Source organism: Microbacterium sp. NPDC097977, from assembly GCF_040302605.1.
In the GTDB taxonomy this organism is placed as follows: domain Bacteria; phylum Actinomycetota; class Actinomycetes; order Actinomycetales; family Microbacteriaceae; genus Microbacterium.
In genome coordinates, this window is sequence record NZ_JBEOUR010000091.1 from 1 (window position 1) to 10,824 (window position 10,824).

Sequence of the window (10,824 nt, forward strand, 5' to 3'; positions counted from 1 at the left end):
CGGTGGTCGCCGCGGCGGTCACCATCTTGAGCTGGGTGACGCCGAACGCGCGATCGAGCGGGCCCTGGGTGATGTCGACGAGCTGCATGCGTCCGTACGGCACCGCGATCATGCGCTGCCACAGGATGCCCTTGCGGAAGACGATGTCGTCGGCGCGCAGCATGTATCCGATCGCCTTCGCCTGACGGGGCAGGATCACCAGCGTGATCAGGGTGATCACCACGATGACCCCCGCGGGGATCCAGACCCAGGTCTGGTGCAGGACGAGCGCGAGCACCACGGCGATCGCGAGGATGAACGCGATGAAGATCACGTTCTGGAGGATCTGCGACACCACGTAGCGCGGCGAGATCTGGTGCCAGCTGCCGTCGAGCTCGAGGCGGGCGTCGTTGCGCGCGGTGCGCAGCGACGGATACGTCCCCTGGTCGAGGGCTGCGAGGTCAGTGACCTCCGCCGAGTTCAGCGGGGCCGGGGTCCCCGGCTCGATCTCTGGGTTCTGAGTCATCAGGATCCTTCGGAAGTATGCAGAACTGTTCGGCGATGAGCGCGGCGACGACGAGCGCGACCGCACTTCCGATCAGCGCCAGCATCGCCACAGTCGACCCTACCGGGGGATCGATCGGCCGGGACAGAAGGAACACCAGCAGCCCCACGCCGAACCCGGCCATGATCGCGCCGAGCAGGCTCGACGCCCGGGCGAGGGTGACGGCGCGGGTCGCGCGGAACGGATCGATGCGGATGCCGCTGCGCACGCTCACGCGCACCGGCCACGCCACGCCCAGCGATGCCGTACCGATGAGCAGGAGCAGCAGGGGCAGCAGGAGCGACGGAGTGAAGGTGGTGCGGCCCATGGCCGTGAGCATGTGGTCGAGCACGTAGCCCGCGGCACCCGAGAGGAGTGCGAGGACGACGAGCAGTCCGACGGAGGTGCGTTTCATCGCTGCTCCGCGGCGCGCAGGCTCGTGACGAGGTCCGCGACCCTGCCGCGGCCCGGCAGCTCGGCGTCCGGGTCGAGAGCGAGCCAGGGCTCGAGCACGAAGAGCCGCTCGGCGGCGCGCGGATGCGGCAGCTGCAGTCGCTCGTCATCCGCACTCTCGTCGCCGTAGGCGATCAGGTCGAGGTCGAGCGTGCGGTCCCCCCAGCGTTCGTGCCGCTCTCGGCCGTGCTCGTCCTCGACGGCGTGCAGCATCCCGAGCAGGATGCTCGGAGCCAGACGCGTCGTCACCAGCGCGACCGCGTTGACATAGCCGGGCGCCTCGGGATCCGGACCGTCCAGCCTGAGCGCCACCGTCTCGAACAGCGGCGACAGACGCACGCCGCTGACCAGGGGCAGTCGCGCGATGCGGTCCGCCGCTGCCCGGATGGTGGCCTCGCGGTCACCGAGGTTCGCGCCGAAGGCGACGACGGCCACGGCCTCTGCACGTCCGGGGCGGGGGCCGGGAAGGCTGGGCGGGTTCGCCAGGTTGCGGCTCACGGTGTGTCCTTTTCGGTCGACCGCGCACGGCGCACGGTGACCGCGACGTCGCTGAAGGTCAGGGCGATCGGAGCGTGCGGCTTGTGCACCGTGACGGTGACGAACTGCACGCGGGAATCCGCGAGGGCGACGTCGGCGATGCGCTCGGCGAGCGTCTCGATCAGGTTCACCGGCTCTCCGGCGACGACGGCGGCGACCTTCTCGGCCAGTTCGCCGTAGTGCACCGTGTCGACGACGTCATCGGAGGCCGCGGCCGCGCGCAGCGACATCGTCAGGCGCAGGTCGATCGTGAACTCCTGACCGTTCTCGCGCTCGTGGTCGTAGACGCCGTGCCTGCCGAAGACGGTGAGTCCCGTCAGGACGATCTCATCGAGGGGCTCCATGGTCCTATCCTTCCCAGGCGCGCACGACGGCGAGCGCGTCCCGTGTGGCACTCACGTCGTGCACGCGCACGGCCCACGCACCGGCCCGGGCGGCGAGCGCACTGGTCACCGCGGTCGCGAGGTCGCGGCGGGCCTCCGAGACCCCGGCGGGGTCTGCACCCAGGGTCTCCGCGAGGAACCTCTTGCGCGAGGTGCCGATGAGCACGCGCGGGCCCAGCGCCACGATCTCGTCGAGTCCGCGCAGCACGTCCCAGTTCTGCGCACCCGCCTTCGCGAAGCCGATGCCCGGGTCGAGGATGAGCCGCGACGGGGCGATGCCGGATGCGGCGGTCTCGCCCATCCGCTCCTGCAGCTCCCCCGCGACCTCGCGGGCGGTGCGGCGGTAGACCGCTTTGGCGTACATGTCGTCGGAGAACCCGCGCCAGTGCCCGATCACGTAGTCGGCGCCGGATTCGGCGACCGCCGCGAGCATGTCCGGATCTGCGAGACCGCCCGACACGTCGTTGACGATCCGCGCCCCCGCTCGCACCGCCGCGGCGGCGGTCGAGGCGTCGAGGGTGTCGATGCTCACCGGAGCGCCCTCGGCGACCAGCCGCTCGATCACCGGCAGCACACGCCTCTGCTCCTCCTCGGCTCCGACACGCTGAGCGCCGGGCCTGGTCGACTCGCCGCCGATGTCGAGCACGGTGGCTCCGTCGGCGCGCAGCTGCAGGCCGTGTGCGACGGCGCGGTCCACGTCGAAGTAGCGCCCGCCGTCGCTGAACGAGTCGGGGGTGATGTTGACGATGCCCCAGATGCCGGTCATGAGTGCGAGGACCCGGTCGATGCACCGATCAGCGCGATGAGCTCGGCGCGAGCGACCGCATCCGTGTACTCGCCGCGTGCGGCGATCGTCAGGGTCGACGCCTCCGGCTGACGCCCGCCGCGCATCGTGACGCAGCCGTGGCTCGCGTCGAGCACGACCAGCACCCCGCGGGTGTCGAGGTTCTCGGCGATCGTGTCGGCGATCTGCTCCCCGAGGCGCTCCTGCACCTGCGGTCGGGCGGCGAGGGTCTCGACCACGCGCACCAACGCTCCGAGGCCGACGACCTGCTCACCGGGGAGGTAGGCGATGTGCGCCCGTCCCGCGAACGGCAGCAGGTGGTGCTCGCAGACCGAGCGGAAGCGGATGTCGCGCAGCAGCACGGCCCCCGACGGCAGAGTGTCGGGTGCCGGGCCGCGTGCGACGCTGATGGTGTGCGCGAGCGGGGCGGCGGCATCCTGCCCGACGCCCGCGAAGAACTCCGCGTACAGCTCGCCCATCCGTGCCGGGGTCTGCTTCAGCCCCGGACGATCCGGATCCTCGCCGATCGCTTCGAGCAGCTCACGGGTGAGCCGCTCGACCCGGGCGCGGTCGACAGCCACGGATCAGGCCGTCGCGGGTCGAGCCTGACCGGCTCCCGCAGATCCGGGCTGCGTGCGCGGAGCCGTGGCCGGCGCCTCGACGGACGCCGCGACCGGCACGACCTTCTTCGGAACCTCGATCGGAGGAACGTCCGACACCGGCCGCGACTCGCTCGACAGCCACAGGGGCCGCTCGGGGAGCTTGCGCACCTCGGTGAAGATCTCGGCGATCTGGTTGTGGTCGAGCGTCTCCTCCTCGAGCAGGGCGAGGGCCAGGCGGTCGAGGATGTCGCGGTTCGCGCTGATCACCTTGTACGCCTCGTCGTGCGCCTGCTCGATCAGGGCGCGCACCTCGGCGTCGACCCGCTCTGCGACCTTCTCGGAGTACTCGCGGCCTCGTCCCATGTCGCGGGCCACGAACATGTCGCCGCCCTCGGATCCGAGCTTCACAGGTCCGACCTGCGTCGTCATGCCGTACTCGATGACCATCTTGCGGGCGATCGACGTGGCCTTCTCGATGTCGTTGGACGCACCGGTGGTCGGGTCGTGGAAGATGATCTCCTCGGCCACGCGCCCACCCATGGCGTACGTGAGCTGGTCCTGCAGTTCGTTGCGGGTGACGGAGTACTTGTCGTCGAGCGGCAGCACCATCGTGTATCCCAGTGCCTTGCCTCGGGGCAGAATCGTGATCTTGGTCACGGGATCGGTGTAGTTCATCGCCGCCGCGGCGAGCGCGTGACCGCCCTCGTGGTACGCCGTGATGAGCTTCTCGCGGTCCTTCATGACGCGGGTGCGACGCTGCGGTCCGGCGATCAGCCGGTCGATGGCCTCGTCGAGAGCGCGGTTGTCGACGAGCTGCGCGTTCGAGCGTGCCGTCAGCAGGGCGGCCTCGTTGAGGACGTTCGCGAGGTCGGCACCGGTGAAGCCGGGAGTCTTGCGGGCGACGACCTCGAGATCGACGCTCTTCGCGAGCGGCTTGCCCTTGGCGTGCACCTCGAGGATCTTCTGCCGCCCCTTGAGGTCGGGGGCGTCGACGCCGATCTGACGGTCGAAGCGGCCGGGACGCAGCAGCGCGGGGTCGAGGATGTCGGGACGGTTGGTCGCCGCGATCACGATGACGTTCGCGTTCGGGTCGAAGCCGTCCATCTCGACGAGCATCTGGTTGAGCGTCTGCTCGCGCTCGTCGTTCCCGCCGCCCATGCCGGCACCACGGTGGCGGCCGACGGCGTCGATCTCGTCGATGAAGATGATCGCGGGGGCGTTCTCCTTGGCCTGATTGAACAGGTCGCGCACTCGGGAGGCACCGACACCGACGAACATCTCGACGAAGTCCGAGCCGGAGATCGAGTAGAACGGCGCACCGGCTTCACCGGCCACGGCGCGGGCGAGCAGCGTCTTTCCGGTTCCGGGAGGGCCGTACAGGAGCACGCCCTTGGGGATGCGGGCGCCGATCGCCTGGAATTTGGCCGGGTCCTGCAGGAACTCCTTGATCTCGTGGAGTTCCTCGATCGCCTCGTCGGCACCGGCGACGTCGGCGAAGGTGACCGTGGGGGTCTCCTTGTTCACGAGCTTGGCCTTGGACTTGCCGAACTGCATGACCTTGCTGCCACCGCCCTGCATCGACGAGAGCAGCCACCAGAACAGCAGGCCGAGCAGCACGAGCGGGAGGAGGAGCGAGAGGATGCCGTCGAACCATGTCGCACGCGGGACGGCGTCGTCGAAGCCGTCCTTGGGATCGGCGGAGGTGATCGCCGTCACGACCTCGTCGGCCCGCGCGTCGACGTAGTAGAACTGCACGTTCTCGGAGCCCTTGAACGGCTTGGAGAGGGTCATGTCGACGCGCTGGTCGCCGTCGGTGTTCACGACCTCGGTGACGGTCTTGCCGGAGAGGAGCGTGAGCCCCTCCTGCGTCGTGATCTGCTTCGGAGCGCCGAGGTTCGAGATCAGCAGGAAGCCGCCGAACAGCAGCAGCCCGATCAGCGCGACGTAGATCAGCGGATTCCGAGTGAGCTTCTTGACATCCATGGTCGGATCAGCGTATCGCGCACGCTCTAGGTGGGCGCTGTGCGTTCACCCACGGCGTACCGGGGCTCAGACCCGGTCGTCGAGTGGGGAGCCTGCGACGAGACGGAACGCGGCTCAGCTGTAGACGTGGGGCGCGAGCACCGCGACGTCACGCAGGTTGCGGTAGCGCTCGTCGTAGTCAAGTCCGTAGCCCACGACGAAGTCGGTGGGGATGTCGAAGCCGACGTACTTGCAGTCGATGACGACCTTCGCCGCCTCGGGCTTGCGCAGCAGCGCGAGCACCTCGATCGACTCCGCTCCCCGCGACTCGAAGTTCTCCAGCAGCCAGCTCAGCGTGAGGCCGGAGTCGATGATGTCCTCGACGATGAGCACGTGCTTGCCGTTCAGATCGGTGTCGAGATCCTTCCGGATCTGCACGACACCGCTCGACTTGGTGCTGGCGCCGTAGCTCGAGACGGCCATCCAGTCCATGGGTGCGTGGAAGGGCAGTGCGCGAGCGAAGTCGGCCATGACCATGACCGCGCCCTTGAGCACGCCGACCAGGATGATCTCCTTGCCGGCGTAGTCGGCCGCGACCTGGATCGCGAGCTCATCGAGCTTCGCGATGATCTCCTCCTCGGTGACGAGGATCTGGGCAAGGTCGTCCTGGATTTCCGCGGCGCGCATGGATCGATGTTACGTCGTCGGAGGCGGTCTCCCCCAACCGGGTGCGGCCCGCACGAACGGCATACCGGCGGAGCACCGCGCGCACTACCCTGGCGGTGGAACGGGCATCCGTCCACCGAGGGAAGGAATCACCCATGGCTCTTGATGACATCCTCACGCAGGTGCCGGTCGACGACATCGCCGCGAAGCTCGGCGTCTCGCCGGACGTCGCCAGGTCCGCGGTCGAGCAGGGCGGCGCCGTGCTGCTGGGCGGGCTGGCGAAGAACGCCTCGACCGCCGAGGGCTCGGCCGCGATCGAGAACGCCCTCAAGCGCCACGAGGGCAGAGGCGGTGCGGCGAAGGTCGACGACATCGATCAGACCGACGGCGGCAAGATCGTCTCGCACATCCTCGGCGCCGACGAGAAGAAGGTGACGGAGAAGCTCACCGAGTCGAAGGAGACCGCCGGCATCGACTTCGGCGCGCTGCTCCCGATCCTCGCCCCCATCGTGATGGGGCTCATCGCCAACGCGACGAAGAGCAAGAGCGCACCGTCGAGCACCTCCGGGGCGCAGTCGGGCGGGGGCGGCATCGGCGACATCATCGGCGGCCTGCTCGGAGGCGGCGCGTCGTCGGGCGGCGGCGGCATCGGAGATCTGCTGGGCGGGCTCTTCGGCGGCAAGAAGTAGGTCGGCGCGAAGGCGATCGACGCGAGCGCGGGTCGATCGCTCCCTGCGCGGTCTGCGTCCTCAGCGCGCGGTGAAGACGATGCGTCCGCCGATTCGGGCGGCGGAGCACGAGGGCAGGTCGATGGGTCCCTGACCCGTCCAGTCCGTCGCGAGGCGCGCGACCTCCAGAGTCTGCAGCCGGGTCAGGCTCACACCGAACTCGCTGTCCACCACCAGGCGGATGATGCGGTTGCGCAGCGCCGCGGGATTCGCGGCGAGCGCTGCGACGCTGACCGAGATCCCCGCCTCCGCGTGCTCGACGATGTCCTCGATCGTCTCGTGGATCATCTCGTCGAAGGCTTCCGCGTCCTCGCGAAGCTGCTCCGCCGTGCGGGCGAGAGCCTCGGCGATGCCCGGCCCGAGTTCGGATTCCAGAACCGGCAGCACGCGCTCCCGCACGCGCACCCGAGCGAAGCGATCCTCGAGATTGTGCGGGTCGTCCCAGAACTCCAGGTCGGATGCCGCGCAGAACGCCCGCGTCGTCTCCCGCCTCACCCGCAGCAGTGGGCGCACCCAGCGCAGGCCGTCGTCGTCGTCGCGCACCGGGGCCATGCCCTGCATACTGGCGGCACCGGAGCCCCTGGCGAGGCCGAGCAGCACGGTCTCCGCCTGATCGTCGAGGGTGTGCCCGAGCAGAACGGCCGCGGCACCGGCATCCGCTGCGGCGTCCCTCAGCACCCGGTAGCGCGCATCCCGCGCGGCGGCCTCAGGGCCGCCCTCCGCACCGACGTCGACGGTGACGACGAGAGCATCGAGGCCGAACGAGGTCGCCGTCCGCGCGGCGCGCGCGGCGACGGCATCTGATGCGTCCTGCAGCCCGTGGTCGACCGTGACGCTGCGCACCCGCAGTCCGAGCCTGGATCCCTCGAACGCGGCGGCCGCGGCGAGCGCGAGCGAGTCCGCTCCGCCCGACAGCGCGACGACGACGGTCGATCCCTCGTGCAGATCGGCGAGCGCGGTGCGCACGGCGAGGCGGATCTCGGCGATGGCGGGTGAGAGCGAGGGCACAGCTCCACGGTAGATCACGACGACGGATCGCCGTGCCGCGGTCGCGCGGATGACACCGATCGCCCTAACCTGACGCCGTGGCAGAACACGCAACGCGATCCCGCACCGACGGCCGATTTCCTCCCGAGCGCTTCAAGGCATTCGTCGACGCCGTGGTGGCGATCGCGATGACGCTGCTGATCCTCCCCCTCATGGAGGCGGTGTCGGAGGCGGCGTCCGACACGCTGACCACGGCGGACTTCTTCTCCGATCATTCGGGCCAGCTCCTGAGCTTCGGCCTGAGCTTCGTGCTGATCGCGACGTTCTGGATGGGACACCACCGGCAGTACCGCGATGTGGAGTGGATCACCACTCCGCTTCTGTGGATCAACGTGGCATGGATGGCGACGATCGTCTGGCTGCCGGTGCCCACGGCGATGATCGGGCAGATGGACACCGACCTGCTGCAGCCCGTGGTCTACATCGGCACCCTGATCGCGACGCAGGCGACCACGCTCGCGGGTGGGGTCTACCTGCTGCGTCATCCCGAGCTCGGCACGACGACGCCCGAGACCCTGCGCGCGGGGATCATCGGCGATCTCGCCGCGATCATCCTGTTCCTGATCGCGCTGGCGCTCGCGGTCTTCGTGCCGACGGTCGGGTACGCCGGCACCCTGGTGCTGCTGCTCAGCGGAGTCTTCTCCCGGCTGCTGGGCCGCCTCACGCGGCGTCGAGGCTGAACGGCAGGGCACGACCGCCCGGACGGCGGCGGCCTCCCCGGGTAGGCTGGTGCGCGGCATCCAACCGTCTTTTCTGAGGAGCACACGCATGGGCGCACACGACGCCGTCATCGAGATCCCACGCGGCAGCCGCGTGAAGTACGAGGTCGACCACGAGACCGGACGAGTTCACCTCGACCGCGTGCTCTACACGACCTTCGGCTACCCGGCCGACTACGGCTACTTCGACAACACGCTCGGCGAGGACGGCGATCCGCTCGACGTGCTCGTGCTGCTCGACCACGCCATCTACCCCGGCGTCGTCGTCGAGGTCCGCCCCGTCGCGGTTCTCAAGATGAGCGACGAGGCCGGCGGCGACGACAAGCTGGTCGCCGTGCTGTCGAAGGACCCGCGCTGGGCCCACATCCAGGACATCGACGACATCGCCGAGTACACGAAGAAGGAGATCGCGCACTTCTTCGAGCACTACAAGGACCTCGAGCCCAACAAGTGGGTCAAGGTCGACGCGTGGGGCGACAAGGCTGAGGCCGAGCGCATCCTCGACGAGGCGATCGTCCGTTTCGGCGAGCAGGGTCACTGACCCGAGCAGCACGCAGAAGACCCCCGGTTCCGCTCAGCGGCCGGGGGTCTTCTGCGTGATCAGTGCGGGATTCAGACCGAGATGCCGCGGTCCGCGAGGAACGAGATCGGGTTCGTGTACTCCCCGTTGAGGTAGACCTCGAAGTGCAGGTGGCAGCCGACGGATGCTCCGGTGTTGCCCGCGTAGGCGATGACCTGGCCGGAGTTCACCCAGGCACCGTTGCGCACGGCGAAGCCGCCGTCTCTGATGTGCGCGTAGCCCGAGGAGACTCCCCCGCCGTGCTGGATGCGGATGTAGTTGCCGTAGTTGCCTCGGGGGCCGGCGTAGTCGACGGTGCCGGACTGCGCGGCGTAGATCGCGGCCCCGCAGCCGTTCGCGAGGTCGACGCCGTAGTGCCAGCCGGAGCACGCCGCACAGGGCTTGGGACGTGGGCCGTATCCGGCACTGCGGTGACCACCGTGCGGGCGGACCCAGCCGCCCGTTCCGGCGGTACCGCCTCCGCCTCCGCCGCCGCCACCGCCGCCAGCACCGTTGTCGTTGCCCGCTGCAGCCTTGGCGGCCTCTTCGGCCTCGCGGCGTCTGCGCTCCTCCTCGGCGACGCGCACGCCCTCCTGGTAGCCGGCCACGGTGGTGGCCGTGGCATCCTTCAGAGCGGCGAGCTGCGCCTGCATCGTGGCGAGGTTGGCCGACTGCTCGTCGAGTGCGGCCTGCGCGGCATCCGCTGCGGCCTGCGCCTCGATCATCTTCTGCTCGGCGATCTTCTGCAGACGGTCGCGCTCGGTGCGGGCGACGTTGGCCTGATCGGTCAGCGACTGCGCGGAGTTGCGCGCGGCGACCGCATTGTCGTGCACCGTCTGGTTGTACTGGTAGACCTTGTCCATCGTGCCGAGGCGCGAGAGCAGCTCGTCGGCGTTGTCGGCGGACCCGGCGAAGAAGAGCTCGAGCGCCGTGTCGTCGCCGCCGTTGCGGTACAGCTGGGCGGCGAGCTGTGCAGCCTTCTTGGTGGCGTCGTCGGCGATGACGGCCTGAGCGTCGGCCTGCGACTGCAGCTCCTCGGCGACGGCGATCGAGTCGAAGTACGCCAGCTGGGCGGTGTTGTACTCTTCGCCCGCGAGGATGGCCTTGGCCTGGGCGTCGGCGACCCGCTGCGTGAGCGACTGGATGAGCCCCTCGATGCGCGTCACCTCAGCGGCCTTCGAGGACTGGTTGTTCATGGCGTTCTGCACGTCGTCCCAGCTGGGGTACGACGCGGCATAGGCGGCGTTCACACCGGAGGTGACGCCGAATGCGCTGAGCGCGACGACGCTGAGCGCGCCGAGAGTCAGGGCACCGCGGCGGCTGACCGCGCCGTCCTTCCAGAACGCGCGGCTTTCCGCAGGCGTGGGCGCGCAGCCGCAGTCGTCGGATGCCGCCGCAGCAGCATCCGTCGGAGAGTGCTTGTCGTTCACACGGCCCCTTCCGCCGGTTTCACAGATGCCACACTAACAACATCAGTCACATCCGCAACAGGTGGCGGGTGACATCAGCGGGCACAGCGATGACCCCATGTTCCTCCCGAACACGCCCGGGGGACAGCAGGCTCGCCCTCGATTCGCGTTTTGCTCGAATCTTCCCTTATGCTTGAGCGTCGGCAAGGAAGTCCCCCGGGACAGACTTCGGCCCCATCGTTTAGCGGCCTAGGACGCCGCCCTTTCACGGCGGTAGCACGGGTTCGAATCCCGTTGGGGTCACTCCTTCCGATACAATTGAAAACAAGTATGGCCCTGTAGCGCAGTTGGTTAGCGTGCCGCCCTGTCACGGCGGAGGTCGCGGGTTCAAGTCCCGTCAGGGTCGCTCTAAGCGATGGGCTCTTTTCTTCGAGAAGGGCCTTTCGTCTAGG

The 10,824-nt window shown here is 69.1% G+C and carries 13 protein-coding genes and 2 tRNA genes; 5 read left to right on the plus strand and 10 right to left on the minus strand.

Features of this window, described 5'->3' with window-relative positions:
* The 8 genes from ABTZ43_RS15360 to hpt form a co-directional block, all read right to left on the minus strand.
* On the minus strand, positions 1–505 hold a 505-nt coding region (locus tag ABTZ43_RS15360; protein WP_350539430.1), incomplete at its 3' end, for a PH domain-containing protein.
* Positions 441–938 (minus strand): DUF3180 domain-containing protein, encoded by a 498-nt coding sequence (locus tag ABTZ43_RS15365; RefSeq protein WP_350539431.1) that lies wholly within the window; start codon positions 936–938, stop codon positions 441–443. The genes ABTZ43_RS15360 and ABTZ43_RS15365, both read right to left, overlap by 65 nt.
* Positions 935–1,474, minus strand: a complete 540-nt coding sequence (folK, locus tag ABTZ43_RS15370; protein ID WP_350539432.1) for a 2-amino-4-hydroxy-6-hydroxymethyldihydropteridine diphosphokinase — start codon at positions 1,472–1,474, stop codon at positions 935–937. The genes ABTZ43_RS15365 and folK overlap by 4 nt, the downstream gene beginning before the upstream one ends.
* Positions 1,471–1,857 carry a dihydroneopterin aldolase gene (folB, locus tag ABTZ43_RS15375; protein WP_149423879.1) on the minus strand — a complete coding sequence of 129 codons (387 nt, stop codon included), beginning with the start codon at positions 1,855–1,857 and terminating at the stop codon, positions 1,471–1,473. Before folB ends, folK begins: the two co-directional genes overlap by 4 nt.
* Before the next feature lie 4 nt (positions 1,858–1,861).
* On the minus strand, positions 1,862–2,662 hold the full coding sequence (gene folP / locus ABTZ43_RS15380) for a dihydropteroate synthase (protein WP_350539433.1): 801 nt from the start codon (positions 2,660–2,662) through the stop codon (positions 1,862–1,864).
* On the minus strand, positions 2,659–3,261 hold the full coding sequence (gene folE, locus ABTZ43_RS15385; RefSeq protein ID WP_350539434.1) for a GTP cyclohydrolase I: 603 nt from the start codon (positions 3,259–3,261) through the stop codon (positions 2,659–2,661). Before folE ends, folP begins: the two co-directional genes overlap by 4 nt.
* Positions 3,262–3,264: 3 nt before the next feature.
* Entirely contained in the window at positions 3,265–5,265 is a 2,001-nt protein-coding gene (ftsH, locus tag ABTZ43_RS15390; RefSeq protein WP_056413059.1) for an ATP-dependent zinc metalloprotease FtsH, read from the minus strand.
* Between the two features lie 114 nt (positions 5,266–5,379).
* Positions 5,380–5,931, minus strand: a complete 552-nt coding sequence (gene hpt, locus ABTZ43_RS15395; protein ID WP_045254858.1) for a hypoxanthine phosphoribosyltransferase — start codon at positions 5,929–5,931, stop codon at positions 5,380–5,382.
* A gap of 134 nt (positions 5,932–6,065) precedes the next feature.
* Between hpt and ABTZ43_RS15400 the strand changes: the two genes are divergently transcribed.
* Positions 6,066–6,599, plus strand: a complete 534-nt coding sequence (locus tag ABTZ43_RS15400; RefSeq protein WP_253385445.1) for a DUF937 domain-containing protein — start codon at positions 6,066–6,068, stop codon at positions 6,597–6,599.
* A gap of 60 nt (positions 6,600–6,659) precedes the next feature.
* On the opposite strand, the gene tilS is transcribed toward ABTZ43_RS15400, so the two are convergent.
* A complete protein-coding gene (tilS, locus tag ABTZ43_RS15405) occupies positions 6,660–7,646 on the minus strand; it encodes a tRNA lysidine(34) synthetase TilS (RefSeq protein WP_350539435.1) in 987 nt (328 codons plus the stop codon).
* A gap of 77 nt (positions 7,647–7,723) precedes the next feature.
* On the opposite strand from tilS, the gene ABTZ43_RS15410 reads away from it, so the two are divergent.
* Positions 7,724–8,365 (plus strand): TMEM175 family protein, encoded by a 642-nt coding sequence (locus ABTZ43_RS15410; protein ID WP_149423883.1) that lies wholly within the window; start codon positions 7,724–7,726, stop codon positions 8,363–8,365.
* A gap of 88 nt (positions 8,366–8,453) precedes the next feature.
* A complete protein-coding gene (locus ABTZ43_RS15415; protein WP_045254862.1) occupies positions 8,454–8,945 on the plus strand; it encodes an inorganic diphosphatase in 492 nt (163 codons plus the stop codon).
* Positions 8,946–9,016: 71 nt separating this feature from the next.
* On the opposite strand, the gene ABTZ43_RS15420 is transcribed toward ABTZ43_RS15415, so the two are convergent.
* The gene (locus tag ABTZ43_RS15420) at positions 9,017–10,393 is read right to left on the minus strand and encodes a peptidoglycan DD-metalloendopeptidase family protein (protein WP_350539436.1); all 1,377 of its coding nucleotides are present in this window, start codon (positions 10,391–10,393) and stop codon (positions 9,017–9,019) included.
* 209 nt (positions 10,394–10,602) lie between these two features.
* Here ABTZ43_RS15420 and ABTZ43_RS15425 point away from each other — a divergent pair.
* Together ABTZ43_RS15425 and ABTZ43_RS15430 are read left to right on the plus strand one after the other, a co-directional pair.
* Positions 10,603–10,675 (plus strand) — tRNA-Glu (locus ABTZ43_RS15425).
* A gap of 29 nt (positions 10,676–10,704) precedes the next feature.
* Positions 10,705–10,778: transfer RNA gene (locus ABTZ43_RS15430), tRNA-Asp, on the plus strand.
* Positions 10,779–10,824 lie beyond the last annotated feature (46 nt).